Annotated in this window: 20 protein-coding genes, 2 tRNA genes, 1 other RNA gene and 1 pseudogene; 11 read left to right on the top strand and 13 right to left on the bottom strand. The window is 35.0% G+C overall.

Annotation, left to right across the window (positions count from 1 at the left end; genetic code table 11):
- Window positions 1-4 precede the first annotated feature (4 nt).
- Window positions 5-589, bottom strand: coding sequence for a thymidine kinase (locus RZ79_RS02345; protein ID WP_080997433.1), 585 nt, complete (start codon window positions 587-589; stop codon window positions 5-7).
- A gap of 170 nt (window positions 590-759) precedes the next feature.
- Between RZ79_RS02345 and RZ79_RS02340 the strand changes: the two genes are divergently transcribed.
- Both RZ79_RS02340 and RZ79_RS02335 read left to right on the top strand, forming a co-directional pair.
- Window positions 760-2,109: a Mur ligase family protein gene (locus RZ79_RS02340; protein WP_054449816.1), complete on the top strand. Its 1,350-nt coding sequence runs from the start codon at window positions 760-762 to the stop codon at window positions 2,107-2,109.
- Window positions 2,109-2,819 carry a type 1 glutamine amidotransferase gene (locus tag RZ79_RS02335; RefSeq protein ID WP_034532051.1) on the top strand — a complete coding sequence of 237 codons (711 nt, stop codon included), beginning with the start codon at window positions 2,109-2,111 and terminating at the stop codon, window positions 2,817-2,819. Before RZ79_RS02340 ends, RZ79_RS02335 begins: the two co-directional genes overlap by 1 nt.
- 37 nt (window positions 2,820-2,856) lie before the next feature.
- Here RZ79_RS02335 and RZ79_RS02330 read toward each other — a convergent pair whose 3' ends face one another.
- The 3 genes from RZ79_RS02330 to RZ79_RS02320 are packed head-to-tail and all read right to left on the bottom strand — an operon-like array spanning window position 2,857 to window position 7,424.
- The gene (locus RZ79_RS02330; protein WP_054449815.1) at window positions 2,857-3,855 is read right to left on the bottom strand and encodes a serine hydrolase domain-containing protein; all 999 of its coding nucleotides are present in this window, start codon (window positions 3,853-3,855) and stop codon (window positions 2,857-2,859) included.
- Window positions 3,856-3,871: 16 nt separating this feature from the next.
- Entirely contained in the window at window positions 3,872-5,707 is a 1,836-nt protein-coding gene (locus RZ79_RS02325; protein WP_054449814.1) for an ABC transporter ATP-binding protein, read from the bottom strand.
- Complete coding sequence (locus RZ79_RS02320) at window positions 5,691-7,424, bottom strand: ABC transporter ATP-binding protein (protein ID WP_054449813.1); 1,734 nt, start codon at window positions 7,422-7,424, stop codon at window positions 5,691-5,693. Before RZ79_RS02320 ends, RZ79_RS02325 begins: the two co-directional genes overlap by 17 nt.
- A gap of 129 nt (window positions 7,425-7,553) precedes the next feature.
- On the opposite strand from RZ79_RS02320, the gene RZ79_RS02315 reads away from it, so the two are divergent.
- The 3 genes from RZ79_RS02315 (at window position 7,554) to RZ79_RS02305 (ending at window position 9,006) form a co-directional block, all read left to right on the top strand.
- Complete coding sequence (locus RZ79_RS02315) at window positions 7,554-7,883, top strand: hypothetical protein (protein ID WP_054449812.1); 330 nt, start codon at window positions 7,554-7,556, stop codon at window positions 7,881-7,883.
- Between the two features lie 110 nt (window positions 7,884-7,993).
- Window positions 7,994-8,347 carry a hypothetical protein gene (locus RZ79_RS02310; protein WP_054449811.1) on the top strand — a complete coding sequence of 118 codons (354 nt, stop codon included), beginning with the start codon at window positions 7,994-7,996 and terminating at the stop codon, window positions 8,345-8,347.
- A gap of 104 nt (window positions 8,348-8,451) precedes the next feature.
- Window positions 8,452-9,006, top strand: coding sequence for a cysteine hydrolase family protein (locus RZ79_RS02305; protein ID WP_181399640.1), 555 nt, complete (start codon window positions 8,452-8,454; stop codon window positions 9,004-9,006).
- 42 nt (window positions 9,007-9,048) lie between these two features.
- On the opposite strand, the gene RZ79_RS02300 is transcribed toward RZ79_RS02305, so the two are convergent.
- Window positions 9,049-12,123: a glycoside hydrolase family 70 protein gene (locus RZ79_RS02300; RefSeq protein ID WP_054449810.1), complete on the bottom strand. Its 3,075-nt coding sequence runs from the start codon at window positions 12,121-12,123 to the stop codon at window positions 9,049-9,051.
- Window positions 12,124-12,676: 553 nt separating this feature from the next.
- On the opposite strand from RZ79_RS02300, the gene RZ79_RS07255 reads away from it, so the two are divergent.
- Window positions 12,677-13,039, top strand: coding sequence for a hypothetical protein (locus RZ79_RS07255; protein ID WP_054449809.1), 363 nt, complete (start codon window positions 12,677-12,679; stop codon window positions 13,037-13,039).
- A 79-nt stretch (window positions 13,040-13,118) separates the two neighbouring features.
- Here RZ79_RS07255 and RZ79_RS02290 read toward each other — a convergent pair whose 3' ends face one another.
- Window positions 13,119-13,496, bottom strand: a complete 378-nt coding sequence (locus tag RZ79_RS02290; protein WP_054449808.1) for a DUF1304 domain-containing protein — start codon at window positions 13,494-13,496, stop codon at window positions 13,119-13,121.
- A 174-nt stretch (window positions 13,497-13,670) separates the two neighbouring features.
- Window positions 13,671-13,743, bottom strand: a tRNA-Gln gene (locus RZ79_RS02285).
- Window positions 13,744-13,860: 117 nt separating this feature from the next.
- Here RZ79_RS02285 and RZ79_RS02280 point away from each other — a divergent pair.
- A tRNA-Glu gene (locus RZ79_RS02280) sits at window positions 13,861-13,934 on the top strand.
- A gap of 42 nt (window positions 13,935-13,976) precedes the next feature.
- On the opposite strand, the gene RZ79_RS02275 is transcribed toward RZ79_RS02280, so the two are convergent.
- Window positions 13,977-14,636: a cysteine peptidase family C39 domain-containing protein gene (locus RZ79_RS02275; RefSeq protein WP_054449807.1), complete on the bottom strand. Its 660-nt coding sequence runs from the start codon at window positions 14,634-14,636 to the stop codon at window positions 13,977-13,979.
- Between the two features lie 136 nt (window positions 14,637-14,772).
- Between RZ79_RS02275 and ssrA the strand changes: the two genes are divergently transcribed.
- Window positions 14,773-15,143: a transfer-messenger RNA gene (gene ssrA, locus RZ79_RS07140) on the top strand.
- Window positions 15,144-15,207: 64 nt separating this feature from the next.
- Here ssrA and RZ79_RS02270 read toward each other — a convergent pair.
- The 5 genes and pseudogenes from RZ79_RS02270 to RZ79_RS02250 form a co-directional block, all read right to left on the bottom strand.
- Window positions 15,208-15,624, bottom strand: a complete 417-nt coding sequence (locus tag RZ79_RS02270; RefSeq protein ID WP_054449806.1) for a hypothetical protein — start codon at window positions 15,622-15,624, stop codon at window positions 15,208-15,210.
- A gap of 109 nt (window positions 15,625-15,733) precedes the next feature.
- Complete coding sequence (locus RZ79_RS02265) at window positions 15,734-16,618, bottom strand: EamA family transporter (protein ID WP_054449805.1); 885 nt, start codon at window positions 16,616-16,618, stop codon at window positions 15,734-15,736.
- A gap of 314 nt (window positions 16,619-16,932) precedes the next feature.
- Window positions 16,933-18,153, bottom strand: a complete 1,221-nt coding sequence (locus RZ79_RS07295) for a restriction endonuclease subunit S domain-containing protein (RefSeq protein WP_054449804.1) — start codon at window positions 18,151-18,153, stop codon at window positions 16,933-16,935.
- Window positions 18,140-19,750, bottom strand: a pseudogene (locus RZ79_RS02255) (type I restriction-modification system subunit M). Before RZ79_RS02255 ends, RZ79_RS07295 begins: the two are co-directional and overlap by 14 nt.
- 11 nt (window positions 19,751-19,761) lie before the next feature.
- Window positions 19,762-22,899, bottom strand: a complete 3,138-nt coding sequence (locus RZ79_RS02250; protein ID WP_054449803.1) for a type I restriction endonuclease subunit R — start codon at window positions 22,897-22,899, stop codon at window positions 19,762-19,764.
- 201 nt (window positions 22,900-23,100) lie between these two features.
- Between RZ79_RS02250 and RZ79_RS02245 the strand changes: the two genes are divergently transcribed.
- From RZ79_RS02245 to RZ79_RS02235, 3 genes are all read left to right on the top strand, one after another.
- Window positions 23,101-24,216, top strand: coding sequence for a family 20 glycosylhydrolase (locus tag RZ79_RS02245; RefSeq protein ID WP_155457559.1), 1,116 nt, complete (start codon window positions 23,101-23,103; stop codon window positions 24,214-24,216).
- Between the two features lie 71 nt (window positions 24,217-24,287).
- Window positions 24,288-24,776 (top strand): helix-turn-helix domain-containing protein, encoded by a 489-nt coding sequence (locus tag RZ79_RS02240; protein WP_054449801.1) that lies wholly within the window; start codon window positions 24,288-24,290, stop codon window positions 24,774-24,776.
- Window positions 24,777-24,796: 20 nt separating this feature from the next.
- Window positions 24,797-25,124: IS3 family transposase (locus RZ79_RS02235; protein WP_155457558.1), on the top strand; the 328-nt coding region annotated here is incomplete at its 3' end.

Genomic DNA, 25,124 nt, shown 5'->3' with positions numbered 1-25,124 from the left:
TTCCTCACTTTCCCATTTCGTCCAAAGGTGGGTTGAAATAATGCTTACGACATACTGGGTAGTATGATTCGTTTCCACCTACTTGAATTTGTTCACCTTCATATACTGGTTGATTGTCATGGAAACGAAGGTTCATTGTGGCTTTACGACCACAGAACCAACAAATTGTCTTCATTTCTTCAATCTTGTCAGCATATAACAATAACGCTTCAGATCCTTCAAATAACTTGTTTTGGAAGTCATTCTTTAGACCAAATGCGATTACTGGAATCGATAAATCATCGACTATCTTTGCTAATTGTAAGACATGAGCCTTAGTTAAGAATTGGGCTTCGTCAATTAAGATACAACTAGCATCTGGGTCAATTTCTTTGACCATTTCAAAGCAATCAGAATCCGCTTCAATCACATGTGCACCTCTGCTTAATCCTACTCGGGATGCAACAGTACCTCTTTCTTCCCTTGTGTCCAATGCACTTGTCATGATTACGACTGATTTACCTTGTTCTTCATAATTATGAGCAACTTTGATGATTTCAATGGACTTTCCACTGTTCATTGCCCCGTAGCGATAATATAGTTGTGCCATGATTAAACTCGCTTTCTGTATTTTTTCATTTATTATTATAGCTGATTTATGAATTAATTTCGACAGTTCCAAAGAATTTACATCATTTTACTGAAATAATGCAATTATTCGGTCTATAATAGTAAAGTATGATAAAATTTTGTGTATTAATTAATTAAGGAGTACAAGCAATGTCTATAAGAAGCGAATTTGCGACTTTTGCTGGTAAGTCTTCATACTGGTTTTTACATACCTTTATGAACGGAGGAAGTTCTCTTCCTGGAAAGATTACCACCGCAATTGATCCAGCGATTTTAAAACATCTAGGTCAAAACTATGACATTATTGTGGTTACTGGTACTAACGGAAAAACCCTAACCACTGCACTTACTGTTCAAGTGCTAAAACAAAAATACCCAAACGTTGTTACTAACCCATCTGGTTCTAACATGGAACAAGGTCTAGTAACTACATTTCTAAAAGCTAAAAATCCCAAGACCAACCGTCCACTTGCTGTCTTGGAAGTCGATGAAGCAAACGTTATTAAACTAACTAAGTACGTTAAACCAATCGCCTTTGTCTTCACTAACATCTTTCGTGATCAAATGGATAGATATGGTGAAATCTACACTACCTACAATAAGATTATTGATGGTGTCAAACTAGCTCCAGAAGCTACTATCATCGCCAATGGTGATGCACCAATCTTTAACTCCGTTGATTTACCAAATCCAAAGATTTATTACGGATTCAAGAATCATGATGACAAAGATAACTTCAAAGCTGAACCAAATACTGATGGTGTCTTATGCCCAGTATGTCAAAACATCTTGCACTACCACTACATCAGTTACGCCAACTTAGGTAACTACTTCTGTGAACACTGTGGTTTCAAACGACCAGAACTAACTCATGAATTAACTAAGCTAGGTGCATTAACTCCTAACTCATCTGACTTCACTGTCGATGGCCAAGACCTATCAATTGGAATTGGTGGAATATATAACATCTACAATGCGTTAGCTGCTTATTCAGTTGGCCGTTTCCTAGACGTTGATCCAAAGGACATCGCTAAAGCATTTACTGCCAACGAACGTGTCTTTGGTCGTCAAGAATTAATCGACATCGATGGTAAGGAAACTACATTAGTATTGGTTAAGAACCCTGTTGGCCTAAACCAAGTTATCGATACCATTTCGAAGGAAAAAGATGACTTCTCACTAATCTGCCTACTAAACGCCAACTACGCTGACGGAATTGACACTAGTTGGATTTGGGACGGTGAATTTGAACGCTTCACTAAGATGCCAATCAAGAAGTTCATCACTGGTGGTGAAAGATACAAGGACATTACCTTTAGATTTAAGGTTGCCGGTGTGGATGAAAACATACATGAAGTTCAACCTAACCTAGAAAAGGTAGTCGAAGAAATCCCTACTCTACCAACTCAGAAGGTTTACATCCTAGCTACCTACACTGCAATGCTTCAATTAAGAAAAGACTTTGCAGAAAAAGGTTATATTAAGGGAGGTATGGAATAATGACCAAAGAATATACATTACACATTGCCCATCTATACGGTGATTTGATGAATACCTACGGTGATTTAGGAAATATCTTAGTTCTTAAATACTATGGAAAGAAAATGGGCATCAACGTTGAATCACAGGTCGTTAGTTTAGACGAAGACTTCAAGTCTGATGACTATGACATCGCCGTATTCGGTGGTGGCCAAGATTTTGAGCAAAGCATTGTTTCAAAAGACTTTCAAACTAAAAAAGATGAAATCAAAAAGTTCATCGATTCAGATGGTTGCTTGTTAGCTATCTGTGGTGGTTACCAACTTCTAGGTAAGTACTATATTGATGCCGAAGGAAACAAGATCCCTGGTATCGGCGTGTTAGACCACTACACTGAACAACAACACGACAACCGTTTCATCGGTGACATCAAGATTAAGAACAAGGAAACCGGTGAAGTTTACCACGGCTTCGAAAACCACCAAGGTGTTACTTACACCGGAAATGGCGAACGTCCATTAGGTGACGTTGAACAAGGTTACGGTAACAATGGTACCGATCAAGCTGAAGGTGCAATCTTCAAAAACGTTTATTGCACTTACTTCCACGGTCCTATCCTAGCTAGAAACAACATCATCGCAAAACACATCTTAATCAAGGCATTAAAACGTCGTTACCCTAACGATGACTTCTCTGCTCAAGAAAAGATTGACGTTTCAGAATCATATTAATAAACAAAAAGACGGATACATTAAGTATCCGTCTTTTTTATTTGTTTTCGTTTAAATAGGTTTCAATCAAAGGTTTACGACGTTCAATATAATATTCGTTTGGTGATACCGGATGAATGCGGTTTGATAGAAATACCATAGCGTGTTTCTTTTCAGGGATAATCACGATAAAGGTTCCGGTAAAACCAGATTGCCAGATAAACGGCATCCCCTTGTAATTAATTCTTTCAAAGCCATAGCTTCTTCCTAAGTCATGCTTAGTCTGGTCGGTATAAAAGCCACAAACTGTGTCAGAACTCAGAACTGGATTGTCGTTCGGATTCAATACGGATTCCACAAACAATAATAAGTCATCCATATTACTGAATAGTCCGGCCGAACCACAGTCCTCGCCTAACACTTGTGCCTTTGGATCATGAACATGGCCTTGTAACAAGCCGTGCTCTTCATCGTATGTGGTTGGCACACACTTGTTAGCATCAGGATGGAACGAACTGTTGACCATGTGTAATGGCTTTAAGACCAATTCCTCAATTAGAGGTTGAATGGCTTTGCCAGTCACCTGCTTAGCAATTAATCCTAAGAAGATAAAGTTGACATCAGCATAGTGCATTTCGTGGTTTAAACCAGCACCCGCTTTCAATCCAAATAAAGCTTTAATTAGTTCATCATGGTCTAGTTGATCACGATGTGGAATGTATCCCTCAATTCCTGAAGTGTGAGTAATTAGATTACGCACAGTCACCTCTGGATATTGCCATTCTGGCAAGTAGTCACTGATTGAATCCTCTAGTGATAGCTTACCGTCTTCAACCAGTTTTAAAATCACCATCGTGGTTCCGACAACCTTGGTCAAGGATGCCATATCATAAATCAAATGACCATCGTCTAAGGGCACCTCTTTGGGAACTATTTGCTTGTTTCCAATCAGATGACGTTGAATCCCATCTTCATCGATAAATGCATAGTTAACGCCAGGAACGACCCCATCGTCAATTAACTTTTGAATCGCCAATTCTGTCTTATTATATTTCATCGTCTTCATCACCTAATTATAGATTGTTACCAATAAATTGTGAGTTGTATAAGTCAGCGTAGAAACCATTTTGTTCCATTAATGTCTTATGGTTACCTGTTTCTCTAATTTGTCCATGGTTCATCACAATAATCTTTTCAGCGTTTTGTACAGTTGATAATCTATGTGCAACAACGAAACTAGTACGACCTTGAATCAAACGATCCATTGCGTCTTGGATTAATGACTCAGTTCTAGTATCAACTGAACTAGTTGCTTCATCCAAGATTAGGATTTCTGGGTTAGCAAGGAATGCACGTGCAATTGTGATTAATTGACGTTGACCTTGAGAAACATTAGAAGCATCTTCATTTAGCACAGTATTATATCCATCAGGTAACTTTTCAATAAATTCATCGGCTTGAGCTTCTTTAGCAGCTTGATATACCTCTTCGTCAGTTGCATTGGCATTACCATACTTAATATTATCGAAAATGGTACCAGTAAATAACCAACTGTCTTGTAGAACCATTGATATGTGTGATCTAAGTTCACTACGTGAGTATTCACGAGTATCGATACCATCTAACTTAATCGAACCGGAATCAATATCATAGAAACGTTCTAACAAGTTAATGATAGTGGTCTTACCAGCCCCGGTTGGTCCGACAATTGCAACAGTAGTTCCTTTTGGTACATCTAAGTTAAAGTCCTTAATTAAAGGATTGTCTTCAACATATCTGAAGTTAACATCTTCAAACTTAATCTTATCGTTGGTGTCTTCGTGAGCCAACTTAACGTCTGAATCCTGCATTTCTGGTTCATCTAGAATTTTAAAAATTCTTTCGGCAGATGCAATAGTTGATTGAATGGTATTAGTTAAGTTAGCTAAATTAGTGATTGGTTGGTTAAACATGTTCACGTATTGTAAAAATGCTTGAACATTACCTAAAGTAACTGCACCTGCAGCAACCTTAATCCCACCAAAGATAGCAACAAAAACGTAGTTTAAGTTCTTAACGAAGTTCATCAATGGGAACATAAAACTTGAAACGAATTGTGCCTTCCATGCATAACTGTAATACTTATCATTTTGTTCTTCGAATTGTTTAATTGCTTCTTCTTCACGATTAAAAGTCTTAATGATTGTATGACCCGCAAAGTTTTCTTCAACTTGACTGTTAACATCACCTAAATGACTTTGTTGCTTACTGAAGAAACGTTGTGACTTAGGAGCAACTACACCGACGATAATCCCAATCAATGGTAATGTACAGATGGCAACCAATGTTAATGAAAAACTAATTGTTAACATCATATACAAAACACCAAAGAATAGAAGCACACTGGTGATAAATTGAGTTAGGTTAGTTTGAAGCATTGTAGAAATATTATCCATATCATTTATCATTCTAGACATAATATCCCCATTAGAATGGGTATCATAGTATGAAATTGGTAAACGTTCTAGCTTAGCTTTCAAATCTTTTCTCAATTGGTAAACAACCTTTTGAGAAATATAAGTCATAATGAATTGTTGACCAACGTTGAATAACGCAGCCAAGATATATAATGAAGCAACTGTAATTAGGATATGCCCAACCGCTGTAAAATCGATTGGAATTGAAGAAATGTGTAAACCTTGTTTCTTCATTACAAAGGCTTTCATCACACCTTTATAAATTTCGGTTGTCGCTTCCCCTAAAATCTTAGGAGTAACAATTTGTAAGACAACCGCAGCAATTGCCATGATTAATGTGAAGACGATTCCTAGCATCCATGGTTTAACATACTTCACTAAACGCCACGTTGCTGACCAAAAGTTTTCTGCTTTAGCGCCTTTTCCTTTTCCATGATTATGCACGGTCGTCATCTCCCTTCTTAATTTGTGAGTCTAAGATAGCACGGTAATATGGGTTGTCCTTGGATAGTTCTACGTGAGTACCTGATCCAACGACCTTACCATTGTTCAATACCAAGATGACATCAGCATCGGCAACAGTTGAAATTCTTTGCGCAACAATGACTGTTACAGCGTTTTGAATCTTTTCATCCTTGTTTAATGCTTGTCTTAATTCGGCGTCAGTCTTGAAGTCCAATGCTGAGAATGAATCATCAAATACATATATATCTGCATTCTTTAGAATAGTTCTAGCAATTGCCAAACGTTGTTTTTGACCACCAGAGAAGTTGTCACCATTTTGTTCGACGCGGGCATCTAATCCGCCCTCTTCCTTAACGAAGTCATCAGCTTTAGCAATTTCTAGTGCATGCCAAACTTCATCATCAGTAGCATTTTCATTCCCATACATCATGTTTTCCCTAACAGTACCTGTGAATAAAACTGCCTTTTGTTGAGTGATTGATATTAACTTGTGAAGTTCTTTTTGCGACATGTCCTTGATTGGAGTGTCATCAATTTTGATTTCTCCACCAGAAACATCATATAGTCTTGGAATCAAGTTCACCAAACTAGACTTACCTGAACCTGTTTCCCCAATAATAGCAACCGTTTGTCCAGCTTTAGCCGAGAAATTTACATCCTCTAACGCTAATTTAGTACTATCACCATATTTAAAATTAACATGGTCAAATGAAAGACTAGCAACATTGGATTTGGGTTCAACTGGATTTTTAGAGTCTATAATCGAATCTTCAACATCCAACACTTCATTAATACGACTAGCAGATGCTTGCGCTCTTGGAATAAATACAAAAAGCATTGATAGCATCATAAAACTAATCAAGATTTGTGTAGCATAAGTCATAAACGATACCAAGTTACCAACTGCCAATGAGTTAGTTGAAATCATTTTGGCACCAAACCAAACAATTCCAACATTAGTAGCACTTAATATCAAAGTCATAAGTGGAAACATTAGTGAAGTTAGCATAAAAACTTTAATCCCAGTCTTAGCATACTTATTATTATATTTATCAAAACGGTCTTGTTCATATTGATCACGATTAAATGCACGGATAACACGAACACCGGTTAGGCCTTCTCTAAATACTAAGTTCAATTTATCAGTTTGACCTTGTAATTTCTTAAACAATGGACCCGCAAATGACATAATGACAAATACAGATACTAATAAGACACTTAATGCACATAAGAAGACAATAGTAAGATGTGGACTCTTAACAAAGGCCAATACCATTGCACCTACCAACATAATTGGTGCCATTACCATCATTCTTAATACTTGAATCATTACGTTTTGGATTTGAACAACATCATTAGTATTTCTGGTAATTAATGATGCATCACCAAATTTATCCAAGTCTTGATCAGCTAAATAAATGATTTTGCGGTATAAAGCCGATCTAATCTTCTTTCCCATTTTTTGAGATTGAGTGGCAGCAAAGAAAATGTTTCCTCCTGCTGCTAATACCCCGATAAATGCAACTCCTAACATCTTAAGGCCTTGTGTCCAAATATAATGAATATCATTTTGAGCAACACCCTTGTCAATTAAGTTAGAAGTAACAGTTGGTAAATACAAATCACTTGAGACTTGTACAACCATAAATAAGACAGCCGCAAGTACTGCCCACCATACTAAATACTTTTTAGCAAGTTTTATCATATTTACATTCACTCCGAACGATTTTTTATTGATTGCCGTTTTAAAATTCAAAAGATTATTATATACTCTAGTCGTAGATTTTAAAAGGAATTGAACCCTTTTATTAAATACAAATAAAGGAGTAATACTATGGGAAGCAATTCAGATGCACTTAGAAACGTTTTAACGTTTGTCAAAAACAATCCTGATAAGGTCATCATTAATAACAATAAGTACAACAATGCCATTCAAATGCTCATCCAAGATGACGTTGCTGTCGGTAATCCTGACCTATTCTTTCCCAAGAACAGAATTAGAGCTAATCGAATGAATCGAGCATTTTTAGAGGAAAATAGTCACCTCTTGGATTATTTCAGTGAAATGACCGATACAAGTTCAATGGCATTCAATGACGTCTGGATTTCTACCAGTCATATCTTAGATCTAGGTAAATATTTCTTAGATTTATCTTTTGAATAGACTCAACATTAACTATAATAAAATTTTTATTCTATAAAAAGCAACATCTTGACGTGTTTTATTATAAATAGTATTATTTTATACTGTTAGTATAAAAACGGAGCTATAAAATGAACAGTAAAATCGCCGCAATTATTATCTCAATATGTGAATTCTTCCTAGTTGCCCTATATACTGCAACCGGAACGATATACACATTTTCAGATGGTCTCGACATTGAAAATGCCGATATGATCGGCTTAATATTCTTTATCCTCGCGATTTGCTATCTTATTCAAATTATTTTCAATTTCTTTTTAAGAAGCATATTAGCCAAAGAAGTATTTTTAGGAATCCTAGTACTGATCTTCTTCGCTACCTGTATGTTTACTACAGATATTAATCTTGAATTAGTAATCATTAATTGGATTGTGATTATCGCAAACATTTTAAACGTGATGGATTTAGACTTATTGAAATTCTAAGTAGGACAGTTTGTCCTACTTTTTTCTTATGTTTTCGATTAATAAAAGTGAATGTTATTAATTATTAATATATAATAAGTAGTAATTTAATTAAGGAGTTATCCATTATGAGTAATGAAGCCCTACTGATTATTGATTACACAAACGATTTCGTTGATGATAAAGGAAAATTAACCGTTGGAAAACCTGGTCAAGTATTGGTTGACTACATCGTTGATCTAGCGGAAGAATTTCGTCAAGCTGGCAAGTGGGTCATCCTACCAACCGACCTGCATCAAGAAAATAACCCTTATCACCCAGAAACTAAGTTATTCCCTCCTCACAATTTAAAAGATACTTGGGGACGTGAATTTTACGGCGAATTAAATAACTGGTATAACGAGCACAAGGATGAAGAAAAAGTCTATATGTATGACAAGACTAGATACAGTGCTTTCGCCGGAACTGATTTAGATCTTCGATTACGTGAAAGAAAAGTAGATACACTACACCTAGTTGGGGTCTGCACAGACATCTGTGTATTGCACACTGCAATTTCTGCTTATAATTTAAACTACAACGTGGTTGTTCATGAAAAAGGTGTCGCCGGATTAACTCAAGCTGGTCATGACTTTGCATTAAACCATTTCAAAGGTAGCCTTGGTGCTACTGTTAAGTAAAAAAAGAAGCTATCAAACGATAGCTTCTTTTTTATTAACTTATTATTTGTTTAACTTGAAGTATTGGCCATTCTTCTTTAGAAGATAACCCATACCTTTACCTTGAATGCTAGTACCATTCATGTACTTAGCACTCCAAATCTTGATGTGTGTGTTAGCATCAATTGGTTTGTTGGTTGATTTTTGTTTTTGTTTGAATAATGAAGGGTACTTCTTCTTCAACATCGACAAGAACTTACCACCAAACTTGTATTGGTAATCTTTCTTACTGCTCTTTGTACTTGCAACGTATAATGCATTGTTGATTTGGTTCTTCTTACTCTTAGGTTTCTTACCAAATCCATCGATACGAGTTACTGTTGTCAATTCTTTACCGTTTAAGTCATATAATTGGTTCATAACATAGTCGGTTAATGTGTGAACACCTTGAGCATGTAATGCTTTATTGGCATCGATTAATTGATCCACAGTACCGTACTTAGTTGATTTACCATCCATACCTAAGTTGTAACGATCAGAGAACGCATATCCATTTTCTTCAGTAGTATCAACGAATGATGAATCGTTGTGAACTGGCATGTAGTGACCTGGGAATTCAAAATCAGTGATTCCTAGTTCCTTGAATAGGCTTGCATTTTGAGCAATCACGACATCAGTCTTCTTACTGTTATCATTAGTGATTGGTTGTAATGATGAGAATCCTTCATATGAAACATGTGAATCTAAAGCTGCATTTGAATGGAATGTCTTGCCATCCTTACTCTTCTTAGTAGAAGCTTGAGTTCTAACATCTTGGTTATCACTTGCTCCTACTGGTACCCAAGTTGATAGGTAACCTGAGACCATTGGATTACTTGCACCAAATACTTGAGTGTTATCTAGGTATAAGTAACCATCAGCATCTGTCTTAACAACGTACTTGCTTGCTTCTTGATCATTGTGGAATACAGTTAAACCATCTTTGGTTGTCATTAGTTCAGGACGATATTCCTGATTCTTATGGTCTGCTCCCATGTAAATCTTAATTGGACTATTGACTAATACTTTAGGATTGTTTGAAGTTACTGATAAGTAACCAGATAAACGACCTTGTGCACTAGTACTAGTTGGTGTTAAGTCACCTTGTCCGAAACGAACTGAAGTTAAAATGTCATTTCCATGCATTCTCATTTGTTGTCCACCTGAAACATACTTAACACGGTCTTTAAGCATTGTGGTAATTGAGTCAAAGTATGGTGACTTGGTAGCCATGTATTGGTCACCTTCTAGGTATAAATCACCATAGTAAACACGAGGAACTACATCCTTGTTAGAAAGTAGCAATGAGTATGCTGCTGGAATGTTGTATTCCGCATACTTCTTGTTAGTATTAAATTGATCTTGATCATAAATATTGATAGCTTTGTCCAAAACTGCCTTAGTAGGAGCATTTGGATTATCCTTTGAAATATCAGAAATGATGTTTGCAATAAATGTTTGAACACCATCATGAACATTTAGGAACGAGTAGTTTGGTGTAACTTGATTTTCAGTATAATCATCACCACGGTTTACCCAGTCATTAGTGATAACTTGGCTAAGTTGGCTACGTTTACCTGGTGCTAGAGTATATGGATATACTAATGTGTTAGTGTTATCCATATCATGAGTCAAGCCTTTGTTACCGTCTCGAGCAACAGATACACGTGATTCTGGAGCACCATCTTCAAGTAAGTTCAAATGAGCATTGGCTTTCGCATCTGAAGTCATTTTAAAACGCTTAACTTGGAAGTTTTCGATTAGTTGAGTAATATCATAATCCATACTACCAGTAGCATCTTCTCTACCACCATCAAAGTTACCATCTGAACCCTTACCTAAAATTGAACTGATATTCATTAGGTAGTAGAAGTTATTTAAGTCTTCTGCTTGAACCGTTGGATTTGAATTATCAATATCGTTAGCTAATAACAATTCATAATTTTTATAGTTATTCTTAGTTTGCATGGTGTAAGCACGACCTAGCAATCTGTACTTAGAATTAGCGTTTTTAGTTTTCTTACTGTTAACGTATTTAAAGCTTCCACCTTGTAGATTTCCCCAACCATAAACTGGCTTTTCACTCTTAGCATTCCAAATGCTTTGTGTCTTGATAAAACCAGTCATGGATGTACGTAACCATTTAACATGCTTAGTCTTAGTAATCGTCTTTTCAATATTAGTTTGAATATTCAAAACTGCTTTGGTAAGCTTCTTAGAATTACTCTTAGCAGTATATTTCTTCTTATCATTAATATTTAAAGATTTGTTAAAGTAATTAGCATAATTAGCCTTAACTGTCTTGCTTGGCCACCAGTACATTAAAATAGGTCTGAAGTCCTTTTTGGTTGACTTAGACCACTTCTTACCATTACGGTAAATTTTCTTTGGTTGGTACCAAGTATCAGCAGTTAGGTAACCGTCAATATTAGTTACGTATTTCTTACTAAACTTAACAGGAACATTGAACTTACTAAATTGCTTAATTTGATTTTCAGTAAATGATCTAGGCTTGATTAATGCAACTTTCTTGTATGTAGTAGTCTTGGTAGCATTATCATCTTTGCCATTAATATTTGTATTGGTAGTATTAGTAGTATTTTTTGTATCTTCAGTTGCTACAGTAACGTTGTTACTGGTAGTTTGGCTATTAGTACTGTCATTTCCAGTAACTGGAGTAGCGTTTAATGCGTTAACAGTTTGGTTATTAGTGGTAGAATCAGTACCATTTGAATTGGCAGCATTGGTACCAGCTGGATTCTTGTACTCTTTAGTGTTCTTACTATCAGAAGTGTCACTATGTGCACTGGCTTCTCCAGTAGTTACGGTTGAAGTAGCAGTTCCACCTTTATCATCGCTACTCTTGGTAGTAGTTGTACTTGAACCAGCGCCTTGTTGGGCAGCTGTGGTAGTTGCTGTTGGTTGGACAGTAGCTTGAACAGTCGTCTTATCAGTCGCAGGATTTGCATCAGCATGAGCTGTTGCTTGAGTCATGTAGAAACCAGTTCCCATGGTAACAGCCACAACTGCAGCAATTACCCAGGATTTTCCAGATTTGTACATTCTATAATGTAACTTTGAATCTTGGTTATAATTCATAACTTAAAAACTCCTAACTAATCATTTATAATTGAAACAAAAGAAATTATATACTTTATCTAATTATTTTTAAAGAAAATTTTAAGGTTCATTTAAGGATGATGTGATTTTTAACATTCTTGTAACATAAAGTCCCTTATAATACAGGGGCTTAATGGACTTTTATAAAAATATTACACATTTATTACTTTTACGAAATATAGCAATTCTCAAATTATTATTTTATAACATTTGCCTACTTAAGAAATAAAACAAAGGAATTGATCAACAATTCTGCAAATAAGAATACAATAAAATATAAATGCCATTTTTAGACACCTTGTATAATTTTTCGTTATAATGGTTAAATCTTTCTAAAGGCATCAATCCCCCATATCAAAGCATTTAGCAATTGAATTGATTATTTCACTTTATAAAATTGTCATATAAGAAAAAGGATTTTTTATTTTCATCTTTCATTCTAAATTTTCGCTTTACCTTTCTCTCATATTAAAGTTGTAAAATACGAATATTCCTTTTCAATATATCTGATAACTACTAAGGGGGAGAAAAATTGAAAAAGAATAACAATAAGACTGTCCGATTTCTATGTATATTCGCAAATTTATACCTATTAATCTCTAGTCTAATATTTGGCATAACCCTTTTGAAGACCTCTAATCGAATGGTAACTGAGGGATTTTCCCAAATATATAGTTGGTTTTACGTCCTATCACTAATCACCCTAGTAATTTGCTTGATTGCGCAACTAATCGTCATGTTTTCTGAGAAAGTGCAATTAAAGAAGCTAGCCATTTCTGAGATTGTCTTCGTTGTTTTCGAAGTCATTCTCTTCACGTTAGACGTAATTGACTGGCCACTAATGATTAAGACAATTTTAACTGCCTTAATCGTGTTGGTTTTACATATACTATAATCTTCTCTAAGAATCCTTATCTGCCATATGATAAGGATTTTTTTAATAAAAAACGTCACTATCCAGTGACGTTTGTGTTTTAAATGTTATTTGTTATGAATAATGAGATCAATGCCAATGCGGCTGGCAAACCTTGTGTGATGATAATCTTCTTGTTGGCGGTTAAACCACCAAAGATAGCTGCAACAACCACAAATCCTATAAATAGATATAGATTAAAAGTTGCAATGGATTGTGGTAGAACAAACATCGTCATCAGAATACCGACACCAATAAAACCATTGTATAGTCCTTGGTTAGCCATACTAATTTTGGTATCAGGTGTAAATAGGTATTCCATTGATAGATCAAAAGATTTTTGAGCCATCTTGGTACGACTAAAGAACATTTCCAAAATCATGATGAATAATGCTTCAATCGCAACAATTAACGCTAATACATCACTGATAATTTGCAAACTAATCACCCCTTATCCTTCGTTCAACTCGATTCTAACATACTGAAAGCAAATGGATGGGAAGTTGGTGGATTGTTTAGAATTTCTTAAAAGAAAAATAATATAACTATAAAATTGTACATAAAAAAGCACCATCACCTAACAGTGACGGTGCTTTTTATGTACGCTTAGAAATTGAGTATACTGGATTCGAACCAGTAAATTAAGGATTCAGAGTCCTCTGCCTTACCAATTTGGCGAATACTCAATAATTGATAACATATTTAATCATAATACTAAAAATACCCTTATGTCAACGCCTATCAGCATTGACAGTCTTAAAGATGAATAGTAGTATAAATATATAGTGATTGATTAGTGATATTGCCCGCTGGTCAAACTGGTTTAAGACGTCGCCCTCTCAAGGCGGAGTTACGGGTTCGATCCCCGTGCGGGTGATAATAAAGGAAAAGACAGCCATTTGGCTGTCTTTTTTGTTTGCTAATAACTGATGGCTTTGTAGCCACTTCGTTTCCATATCTTAGTTAATTCCTTAACTGTAATCGTCTTGTTCAAACCATCTTCTGGATCAAAGTAGAAGAAGACGCGGTGGTTAAAACCAAATAGAACAATACATTGATTGTCTCGTCTGCCCCATAACATCACCGGACGGTTACGATTAATCTGGCTTCTCACACGACGGTATGACTTCTTAGTCAAGTCCTTATATGATCCAACACTATTAACTAGGATGCTTTTAAATGTTGCATCGGACAAGTTATCAGTAATCTTGCCTAACTTATCGTACACATCAAAATCTGGTCTAGAGAAATGAACCAATACAGATAACGACTTTTCTTCGTTAGAAGCCTCGGTATTATCCTTACTGGCCTGTAGATTTAAGATTCTGTAGTTCTTTCGAATGAATTTGTTAGGAATCCATCCAACATCACTTTCGTTTTCAAAGTGAAACCATAGATGTTTTTGGTAAAAACCGATTTGATCAATTTCAAATTTTGCTTTTTCGTCTGAATGATTGAATGCTTTACGTTGATGCTTCCCCGCTTGCATTTCATTGACATACCATTTTTCCATCTTACGGTGCTTTAAACGCACGTAAAAGTGTGGCACATTTTCGTTTGCAATTGAATTGCTTTTCATTAATTCACCCTCATTTATTTAGGTATACTATCCATTATAACAATAAACAGGCACTCAACGCATCCTAAATATAATTTGTATGATAATGTCTTTTCACTATTGCGATAAATATGGTACTATTGAATATGTACCATTTGGGGGCGTTATGGATTCGACGGGTATAGTTCGAATTCGGATTGCGTTCGCAGCGGCGTCTGCTCAACCGTCCAGTTTTTAAATTATAACTGCAAACAATAATTCAAACAACGTCGCTTTAGCTGCCTAATAAGCAGTCTACGACAATCCAACTAGCTTTGCCTAGGGGCTAACTTGGGTTTTATAATTAATAGGCTTACGTTACTTGCTCATACCTGAAGTTAAGTAAAAGAGATTAATCAGGTTAGCTGATCATGTTAACCCCGGAATACGGTGCTTTGGTCAGTGAAACTTCAAATAGTATCCCTATGAGCGTAGATATTCAAATGGCGATATGCTCGGACGCGGGTTCGACTCCCGCCGCCTCCATAAATAAAAAAGGATTGTAATTTTTAATTACAATCCTTTTTTATTTTTGTCAAAGACAGATTTATTCTTAATCGTCAAACATAGAGTCTTTTACATTGTAAGGAAATCTATTAATGTCTTGATCCCTCCACTCTCCTTCTATAGGTATTAGCTTATATTTTTTATTAAATTTATCCTCATCATCATAATACATAGATTTAATCACTTTATTATTTTTGTGAACAATAAAATCCACTCGATAGTCTTTACCTTTTGATGTGTTATACAATCCACCTAATTGATATACTTGAATATCAACACTTCTATTTTCATAGTTTCCCCAGCCTTCATAAATTTCTCGCTCAGTAGGTCCGACTATAAAATCATAAATTAGTACTATTGGTAATCCAATAAAAATACAAAGTAAGAAAGCTAAAAACATTATAGTTGACAGTGTAAATCCTTCTTCTTTTTGTTTTTCTTCAACAATATAAATCCTTCTCATTTACTACCTCATCTCATAAAATATTAAACATTGTAAAACTTTTATAAGCGTCATTATAAAATAATAATTATTATACCATTAATACAATTGACACTACGAATAACATTCACTAATTCTTCCTATTAAAAATCGTTTGTACAAATACTGTAGCAACTATAAATAAACCACCCAATAACTGCACAGGAGCCAAATGTGTACCAAGAAAAGCAACTGATAAGACAGTAGCAGTCAATGGTTCAAAAGCACTTAACATACCTGTCACTGATGGTGAGATATACTTCGTACTCATCAAATATAGCAAGTATGCCAACATCGTACCAAATACAATAATGAAGACAATACTAATTATTGTGATCATTGATACTTTAGGAGCAGATGTACTTAAGACAAAACCAGATAGCGGTAAACTACCTAATAGCATTCCCCACCCTACTATCAATTTATCATCAAAGATTGATAACAATTTAGCAGGAATTAAAGTATAAGATGCCTGACTGACACCAGCTCCAATCCCCCATGCAATCGCAGCGATTGATAAAGCTAGTGAATCAATGTGTCCATTAGTTACTAACAAGAAAGTCCCAGCTAAAGCCAAGATTACTGAAACTATTTCAGCCAAGTTAGGTAACTTATGATTAAAAACCGTAACGTATCCCATAATAAAAATGGGTCCTAAAAATTGTAGGACAGTTGCGGTTGGAGCATTACCATATCTAATTGCCATAAAATATGTAAGTTGGGAAGGAAGCATTCCTAAAAGTGCAAAGGCGATCAATGTAAGTATTTCTCTCTTATTATGCCAAATTTTAAAAATTGATTCTCCCGTAGTTATCCGACTCCAGCATAAAAGAAGAAGTCCCGCAACAAATAATCTAGTACCTACCAACCAGATTGGTGTTACCAAGTGATTTTCAAAAAGATATTCCGCAACAGTTCCTGACATACCCCAAAATATTGAGCCGATTATTGCTAATATAATTCCTTTAATTCTCATAGCATCCTCCAAGTTTATAATAAATTAAGTATATCATTATTCATAAATAAAATAGAGTAAATAAAATAGAGTAAATAAAAAGCCCGTCCTTTAAGTGGACGGGCCAACCTAATTTGTGCGTGATTACATAGAGAGGTGCACAATTAGATTTATAGAGAGTTGTAAATAATAAACATTAAGATAAATCATCTGGAATGACTACCTACTTCTGTATTATATGAAAATATTAAGAAAAAGTAAAGAATGTTAAATTTTTATTAAGAAAATTACAAAAAGACAACTTATCAATCAAATGACTAAGTTGTCTTTTTTATTTAAATAAACATCTTTTGTAAGTAAGCTTTCTTCTGTTGCTTTAATTGATCTAGCTTATTGGATTGTTCTTCAATCAATTTATCTAGTTTTGCAAAGAATTCACCTATTTTTTGTTGTTCTTTAATGTTATCGTTATAAACTAACATAAGACTAGAAAAGTCGTTATAACTTATACTTCTCCCATTAACTCTTATACCATAAGTTATTTTCTTCAAACTTTCAATAAATACATAATTTGTAAATAAATATTTAGTAAAATAAAAATCCCATACAGCATCTCTAAATTTTAGAATCGTATAAGCTGGACTAACTATTCCTTTTTTATCAGAAATTGCAAATCCTCCAATAAATGATCTTAATCCTATTATCACATCATTTTTTTCAACCATTTTGTAAGTAGAAAGTTTATTAATATCATAAGATAGTGCGGGATCTAAATAATCTCTGTATAGAACATCCTGATTTTGAGTAACTGAAAGTGGTTTTAAGTCTTCATGATTCTTTTCAGAAAAACTATAGAATATTTTATTTCCTCTATCTTCCTTCCATTCCCCACTAAATCCACTAAATCTTAATCGAGGTACTGTTTCACCCTCTTGTGGGAACATCTTCTGTAAGTATCCACGCTTTAGTTTCTTTAGTTGATCCACCTTTTGTGTTTGAAGTTCAATTAGTTTGTCTTGTTTTGCAAAGAAGTCACCTATTTTTTTTTGTTCGCTAATGTTATAAGGAAATAAAATCCTAATATTCATAAATTCTTGTGGTGAAATATTTAATAATCCGTGATTTCTTGCACCTTCTGTTGTTTTAGTAGAAACTTCTTTATACCAGTGACTTGAATCAAAAAAAGAATCAAAAAATAGATGATTATTATTTTTTTTAATATCAAACACAATATATAAACTCGAAAGAACGCCCATATTATATTTTTTTAAACTTTTAATAGTTCCAAATGGGTATCCATTTGAGTAACTTTTATTGTATGCAAATTCTCCATTCTTTACCAAAAAGTAGTTGCTTAAATCTTTACTGGCCACTTTTTTATTGAAAAAAGTTTCTTGGTCAATTAATCCAAACTGAGCAGAAATAGTCAACGGCAATTCACTTTCTAAATCCTTGTTTTTCCTTGTTATCCTTTCACTTAAGTTATCTAGCTTCTCTTCTCTCCATCCACCACTAAACTCATTAAACCTTAATCGAGGTACCTTAATCTTTGTCATTAATATTCACATCCGTTTCTACTAAATCAGCTGCCATTGTATCAAATTCTTTTTGAATCTTTGCCATTTCCTCATCAATTTCGGCGATACTTTGCTTAACTTCATTAATATCAATATCTGGTTCAGGTTCAAAAGTATCAACATAACGTGGAATATTTAAATTAAAATCATTTTCCTTAATTTCATCGTAACTGGCAACATGTGCATACTTATCCACATCTTTTCGATTCTTATAAGTATCCACAATCTTTTGAATATTTTCTGAAGTAATGTTATTTTGATTCTTTCCTTTTTCAAATTCATTAGATGCATCAATGAATAAGACGTCAGAATTATCCTTATTCTTCTTCAATACTAAGATCACTGTTGGGATACTAGTCGAATGGAAGATGTTAGCCGGTAATCCAATTACTGCATCAATTCGGTTATCTTCGATTAATTTTTCACGAATTTTACCTTCCTTAGCTCCTCTAAACAAGACTCCATGTGGAAGAACAATTCCCATCGTTCCGTTGTCCTTCAAATGGTATAAACCATGTAATAAGAAGGCAAAATCAGCTTTAGATTTAGAAGGTAATGCTCCATAATCTCTAAATCTTGGATCGGCTAGACGTGAATCGTCATTATCCCACTTAGCAGAGTAAGGTGGGTTCATGACAACAGCATCAAATTGGTAGGGTTCTTCTACCGGCCAGTCTTTATCCAATGTATCACCATTATTTAGGTTCATATCTTCATATGAAACCCCATGTAACATCAAGTTCATACGAGCTAAATTATAGGTAGTAGTATTTAGTTCTTGTCCGTGATATTTAATTAATTCTGGTTTCTCCACGTGCTGAGCTACGTTCAATAGTAATGAACCAGAACCTACAGCTGGATCATAAATGGTTCTAATCTGTTCATCACCTTCACTACGTTCGTTAGTTACGATTTGTGAAATAATATCAGATACTTGTCTTGGGGTGTAGAATTCTCCCGCCTTTTTTCCAGAATCACTAGCGAATTGAGCGATTAAGTATTCATATGCATCCCCCAACACATCCCCATTGTGACCAAACAAGTCAATGCTGTTCAATGCCAACATGGTTTCACTAATGGCCTGGTTTCTTTGACGAATAGTTCCACCCAGCTTATTGCTGTGTAAATCAACGTCTTGGAACAATCCATCGAAATCACCATGTGAACTTTGGTTATTAGTTGATAATTCTAGTTCATGTAATGCTGTTTCTAGTTGTTCAATTTCAAAGCTTCCATCATTGATATTATCAATTAGTGAACTATACAAGTTTTCTGGTTCAATGTGGTATCCGTTCTTGTTCAATAGTGATTAAATAGTAGCTTCTCTAGTCTTGATGTCACCAATCATATTATTTGGGTCCAAGAATTGAGTGTATTGTTTTTTTAATTCAGCATGGTTATTTTCATCCATACGGTTACTTTCAGCAAAGGCTTTTAGTGCTTTGACTGATAGGAAACGATAAAAAATCAATCCTAATAAATAGTTCTTGTAATCTGAGGCATCCATGTTACCTCTTAGAGCATCGGCTGCACTCCATAGTGCGCTTTCTAAACTTTGTGTTTTTTCTTCTACCATGTTAATTCTCCTTATAAGTAAGCATCAATTTCTTTATCGATAAATGCATTAATACTTTTGTTAGCTTTAGCGTTGTAAATAATTGGAATCTTTAGACTATCATCGACTTGGTGTTCAGCCGCATGGTCCAAATCACCATGATCAATTAGTTTTTGTAAGTGTGAACCTTCTTCGACTTTGCGGTGACGTTCTATTGCGACACGTTTTAATTCTTCAGCATCTAGTCCCCATTTGTCTGCAAAATCATTTACCAATCCATTTAACTTATTATTTTTGTATTGACCGACAAAATCATCGAATTTGTCCGGATCAACCATATGATTATCCAAGTATGATAGGATTTCACGTAATAACACCGCTTGTTTTTCATGACCAGATTTTTCATACTTATTAATCTGTTCTTGAATTTCAGCCTCTTTTTGGAGGTAATCTGTCATGTTTTCTTGATATTCTTCTTCAGAATCATAACTATTACGCATATCTACCAATTCTTTTAGTAGCCCCGTAATGTAATCATAGTCGACTAGAACGGTCGATCCAATTGAAAGTGAAAAGTCCAGATTGCTTAGTTCGTCGTCTTCATCATCGTCTGGGTTTTCTTGAATTTCAGATTTAATACGTTGAAACTTACCAATGTAGTGTTGGACTTCATCTTCACTAATCCCGAATTCTTCTTCGGCATTATCCCAAGTAAAGTCGTTATACATTGTTAATGAGTTCAATTGTGTATTAACACGTCTAAATGTCTTCACAAAATCAGCTTTAGATTCCTTACCCTTTAAATCATCGGCATCATCAGCATTTGGTGCGATACGTTTCAAATGAGCAACCTCACTCTTGAATTTAGCAACCGCATCCATATACTTGGGGCGCATTAGTTCTTCATATGACCCTTCACCACCATACAAGCGGTATGCTTCTTTTTCATTTTCTTCTGAAAGTGCTGGTTTTCTGAACGTAACAATTTGACCTTCACGTTTTAAATCATTATTTTCCAAACGGTTAGTTCTAGAATAAGCTTGGATTAAGTTAGCGTATTCTAATTGATTCTTATCAACAAAAAGGGTGTTCAATTTTGGCGCATCAAAACCAGTCAATAGTCGGTTAACAACAATCACTAGATTAATTTCTTGATTACGTTTCAAATGTGCATAATAAGATTCACGACGTGCGGTTCTCTTAGCAACATCTTCATTATAAAGATTAATTTCTTCATTATTGTTATGGAAGTTAGTGTCAAACATTGCGTTATAATCGGCAATGGCTTCATCCATTCCTTCCATATTTTCCTTGTGAGCATCATCATTCTCAGCTAAAGAGTATGTAATGGCAACACGTGGCCAGTCCTTATCCACTTCATTTGGATGTAATTTCTTTTGTTCCTTTAACTTTTTGTAGTAGCTAATTGCCATTGGAATTGAACTAGTAGCTAAAATTCCGTTGTAATTTCCTTTACCCAAACTCATCTTTTTAGGTCCAGTTGTCAAAATGTAATCAACAACTCGATCTAAATGTTCATCGTTTTCGTATATATCGTTTGGAAGGTATGATTCCTTTTCAGAATCAGACATTTCGTTTAATTCATTCTTGATGTCGTTTTCTTCTGAAATCGTTAGCTCTTGGCCCTTCTTCTTTAGTTCCTTAGCTGCTTGCTTTTGCATGATTTCTTCAACGATTTCATTAACGTTAGTAATGGTGTTCACATGTTCAACGTTGAATGGCAAGACAGCGTGATCTTCTAGGGCATTTACTAAGGTATATCTGTGGCATTCTTCACCAAATAGTTCTTGCGTTGTAACACCGCGGTCGCCTTGGAACTTCTTTCTATTTTCATGGAAGATTGGGGTTCCAGTATATCCGTACCAATTAGCATTCTTGAATGCATTGCTGATGTCTTGACGCATCTTTCCGAATTGAGAACGGTGAGCTTCATCAACGAAGAAACAAATGCGTTTATCTAATAGCTTAGATTTAGCTACTCTGGTATTTCTACCTTCATCTTGAGCTTGTTCTTCAGCATTCACTAAATTAGCCATCTTTTGAATCGATGAAATGATGATGTTATTGCCACCCTTTAATAAGGCCTGACGTAACTTCGAAGTATTGTCGGTCTTATTGATGGTCATATCATCATTTGATGCATACGCTCTAAAGTTACCAACTGTTTGGTCATCTAATGCCTTACGGTCAACTAAGAAGACAACTCTATCAACTGAAGGCATTTGAGCGGCCAACTTAGCGGTCTTGTAAGATGTTAAGGTCTTACCAGAACCGGTGGTGTGCCAAACGTATCCATTCTCATGTTCTTTAATACGTTTTAGCACCGCTTCAATCGCGTAGATTTGGTATGGACGAAGTAGTAATAACTTCTTACGTTCTTCATCAATAGCTTTGTATTCACTAACCAGTTTATGAGCCATTGGAATATTCAATGCAGACTTAGCAAAGTCCATCCCATTTTCGACCGGATTATTATCCTTATCACGCCACTTGAAGACAAACGATTTGTTAAATTCATCAGGACGAGAGTTAGCAAAGTAAGCTGAGCTGTCAGGACTCATGATGACAAACATTTGTAATAATGAGTAAATGTCAGTGTATTTATTTTCACCGGCGTATTTTTTGATTTGGTTAAATGCTTGGTTAATTTCGACTGTTGATTTCTTTAATTCGATTTGAATTAATGGAAGACCATTGATTAATAAAGTCACATCAAAACGACGATCTGAATCATCGTCATTTGAACGTGGTCTGATAGCTTGGCGAACAATTTCATAACTTGAATGTCCCCCGCCAACATCTGCCTTCCAGAATATGTTTAATGTCACAGTACCTAGTGATGCATCGTCTCTTGGAATTTCAATCTTACCAATTCCATTTTCGGCATCCAGGATTTTAGCAGCATCATAAGGGCTCTTCACATTACTGATGCGAGCTTTAACACGGTTAAATTCCTCATCGGTTAGTTCCTTATGCTTTAAAGCTGCAATATTGTTTCTATTAAGTTTTTCTCTGAAGTTTTCCCATAATTTATCGGGTGTAGCTTCATATAAATCTTTTCGTTCTGTCCACTGATTACTTCCAATAGTTAATTGGTGGACAATTTCTTTTTCGAAATCTAATTCGCTTTGCGTTCTATAATTGGCCATATTAATTCACCTTAATATATTGTGTGTATAGATTTATTGTATCATAGGAAGATTGTAATTAAAGCGGCAATTATAGACGTTTATAGAACGTTACAAACGTTTTCTTTTGATTTAAAGACAATGTGTTTAATTTTATACAAATCTCCATTTCCATTTCATTATGATATACTTATTATCATATAAGTATAAGGAAGCGATAATGTGAAGAAAATCATCAGTGCTTGTTTAATCGCCGTTCTTGTAATATCGACTGTTTTCTCGTTTGGGATTACATCATCGGCCAATAGCATTCAGGGCAATAAAGGTATGACATTGGATTGTGCGCGATCGTTTTACTCACCTAGATTAATCCGTAAATACATTGATACCCTGTCTAAAAATCATGCCAAATTCATGCTGCTCCATTTGACCGACAATGAACGATTTGGTGTCGAGAACAGTTATCTGGGTCAAACTACGAGAAAAGCCAAGGTCAAAAATGGTATCTATTTCAATCGTAAGACTCGCAAGGCATTTCTAAGTAAAGCCCAACTAAAGAGTTTAATTAACTATGCCCAACAAAGACACATCGAGTTGATTCCAGAAATCGACATTCCTGGCCACGACAAAGGGATTTTAAAACTGCTTAGTTATACCAAATCAGGTCGTCGTTTAAAGAAACAATTGGTATATCGAGATGGATATAATGAGTTTAAACTGTCCAAGAAAGGCACTCTAACGCTTTCTAAGAAAATCCTATCCGAATACCTACCACTATTGCCTAAGGGTAATCATATTGGCATGGGCGCTGATGAAATCTCCTTGGATAACAAGACTGAAGAAAATAACTTCGTTAAATACATCAACTCAATCGATTCATTTGTGAACCAAAAAGGTTATAAACTAACCGCCTGGAATGATAGTTTTCATAAACGGACCATCAACAGGTATCACAAAAACATTACCGTCTTCTACTGGAGTCAAAACGGACAACAAAGTGATTCTGATGACCGAAAAGAACTAATTAGATTAAGAACCACCCTTCCTCAATTAGTCCATCATGGATTCAAAGTCATTAATTGTAACTTCTACTATCTATATGTAATCAACTTCCCAAAGATGTACACTGACCCATCTCGTTTTCATTGGAAGGAACTATTGGATAAATGGAACGAACGCATCTGGGACGACAACAACACATCCGATATTTATAAGGGAAATCAAAAGATTGATTCCGCCCTATGTATCTGGAGTGAACCTCATGAAAAATACAGTTCATCCAAGGTATATCAACTATCACAAGAATATCTAAATGAGTTTTTGCAACATCAAGACTAAAAAAAGACCAATCATTATGATTGTGAACTGAACCCCTTGAGTTGGAGAAATCTAACCTAAGGGGTTCTTTTGTGTTTTCTAAAGAATTAAAATTAGCTGCCATTAAAGATTATTATAATGGTTTAGGATTTACAAAAATTACTAATAAGTACGGTATCAAAGGGTCTGCGACCCTTTATGAATGGATTAGTAAAGTTGAACAATTTGGAATTGAATATTTCTCAAAAAATACAAAAACATATTATGAATATTCATTTAAAATAAAGGTCATAAATTGGCGACTTAAAAATCATGAATCATTAACAAATGCCGCACGGCATTTCGCAATAAGTGCTCCTTTTGTGATATATCAATGGGAACGCTTAGCAGCTGAAGGTCGCCTAAATAAACCTAAAGGAAGACCGCCTAAAATGAAGAATAATAAAAATATGTCAGTGGACGAAAAGAATAAGCAACTTGAACAACAAGTAACATACTTACAAGCTAAGGTTGCATACTTGGAAAAATTGGACGCCTTGATTCAAAGCAAAAAATCACCAACAAAGAAAAAGCGCAAATAATAAATGAGTTAAGGCGAGAAATGAACGTTCCATTATTTGTGTTATTAGATATTACCGAGATGTCTAGTAGTAGTTATTACGATGCGTGTCAACGTGAGTACGAAGTTGATGACCAAAAGGTCATCAGTGAGATTAAAGTTATTAGAAATAAATTTAAAGATTACGGATATAGAAGAGTAACTATTGAATTGAAACGCCGAGGATATAATATTAATCACAAAAAAGTCCTTCGCATCATGAAGAACGAAGGACTTTTATGTGATAGTTATAAACGAAAAATTAGAAAATATAATTCTTATAAAGGAACTTGCGGCAAGGTCGCAAGTAATAGACTAAGAAGAAGATTTA

The sequence above is a fragment of the Apilactobacillus kunkeei DSM 12361 = ATCC 700308 genome (assembly GCF_001281265.1).
GTDB classification, from domain to species: Bacteria; Bacillota; Bacilli; order Lactobacillales; family Lactobacillaceae; genus Apilactobacillus; species Apilactobacillus kunkeei.
Note: the sequence above shows the minus strand (reverse complement) of the source record. Positions and strands in the feature narration are given on the sequence as shown.

Excerpts from the sequence above, each read along its gene's own strand:
- RZ79_RS02250 (WP_054449803.1), bottom strand. The coding sequence starts at position 22,899 with ATGGCCAATTATAGAACGCAAAGCGAATTAGATTTCGAAAAAGAAATT.
- RZ79_RS02320 (WP_054449813.1), bottom strand. The coding sequence starts at position 7,424 with ATGATAAAACTTGCTAAAAAGTATTTAGTATGGTGGGCAGTACTTGCG.
- RZ79_RS07295 (WP_054449804.1), bottom strand. The coding sequence starts at position 18,153 with ATGACAAAGATTAAGGTACCTCGATTAAGGTTTAATGAGTTTAGTGGT.
- RZ79_RS02275 (WP_054449807.1), bottom strand. The coding sequence starts at position 14,636 with ATGAAAAGCAATTCAATTGCAAACGAAAATGTGCCACACTTTTACGTG.
- RZ79_RS02345 (WP_080997433.1), bottom strand. The coding sequence starts at position 589 with ATGGCACAACTATATTATCGCTACGGGGCAATGAACAGTGGAAAGTCC.
- RZ79_RS02335 (WP_034532051.1), top strand. The coding sequence starts at position 2,109 with ATGACCAAAGAATATACATTACACATTGCCCATCTATACGGTGATTTG.
- RZ79_RS02330 (WP_054449815.1), bottom strand. The coding sequence starts at position 3,855 with ATGAAATATAATAAGACAGAATTGGCGATTCAAAAGTTAATTGACGAT.
- RZ79_RS02300 (WP_054449810.1), bottom strand. The coding sequence starts at position 12,123 with ATGAATTATAACCAAGATTCAAAGTTACATTATAGAATGTACAAATCT.
- RZ79_RS02270 (WP_054449806.1), bottom strand. The coding sequence starts at position 15,624 with ATGAGAAGGATTTATATTGTTGAAGAAAAACAAAAAGAAGAAGGATTT.
- RZ79_RS02340 (WP_054449816.1), top strand. The coding sequence starts at position 760 with ATGTCTATAAGAAGCGAATTTGCGACTTTTGCTGGTAAGTCTTCATAC.
- RZ79_RS02315 (WP_054449812.1), top strand. The coding sequence starts at position 7,554 with ATGGGAAGCAATTCAGATGCACTTAGAAACGTTTTAACGTTTGTCAAA.
- RZ79_RS02265 (WP_054449805.1), bottom strand. The coding sequence starts at position 16,618 with ATGAGAATTAAAGGAATTATATTAGCAATAATCGGCTCAATATTTTGG.
- RZ79_RS02325 (WP_054449814.1), bottom strand. The coding sequence starts at position 5,707 with ATGACGACCGTGCATAATCATGGAAAAGGAAAAGGCGCTAAAGCAGAA.
- RZ79_RS02310 (WP_054449811.1), top strand. The coding sequence starts at position 7,994 with ATGAACAGTAAAATCGCCGCAATTATTATCTCAATATGTGAATTCTTC.